Annotated in this window: 1 rRNA gene; it reads right to left on the bottom strand. The window is 41.4% G+C overall.

Going from position 1 to position 471, the window contains the following annotated elements:
- Positions 1-281: 281 nt before the first annotated feature.
- A 16S ribosomal RNA gene (locus ABWU86_RS00750) occupies positions 282-471 on the bottom strand; the annotation flags it as partial.

The following is a 471-nucleotide window of genomic DNA, read 5'->3' as shown; positions in this document are numbered from 1 at the left end:
CCGTCCTTCATCGGCTCCTAGTGCCAAGGCATCCACCATGCGCCCTTCATAACTTAACCTATTTCATCACTACGTGATGTTTGGTTAGTTGAGTATTTACGAATAAACTAATATTTTAAAACTCAAAATAACGCGGTGTTCTCGGTTGAAATTGTATTATTATACAAATTCAATATAGAAATTAAATAATATCTAGTTTTCAAAGAACCAAGTAGAGAGGTAAACCTCTCAAAACTGAATAAGATTGATGAACCTAATGTAAGTTTCCGTAATTTCCTTAGAAAGGAGGTGATCCAGCCGCAGGTTCTCCTACGGCTACCTTGTTACGACTTCACCCTAATCATCTGTCCCACCTTAGACGACTAGCTCCTAAAAGGTTACCCCATCGTCTTTGGGTGTTACAAACTCTCATGGTGTGACGGGCGGTGTGTACAAGGCCCGGGAACGTATTCACCGTGGCATGCTGATCCA

It is taken from the genome of Apilactobacillus pseudapinorum, from assembly GCF_040369555.1.
Taxonomy (GTDB): domain Bacteria; phylum Bacillota; class Bacilli; order Lactobacillales; family Lactobacillaceae; genus Apilactobacillus.
This window is presented reverse-complemented; position numbering and strand designations above follow the sequence as displayed.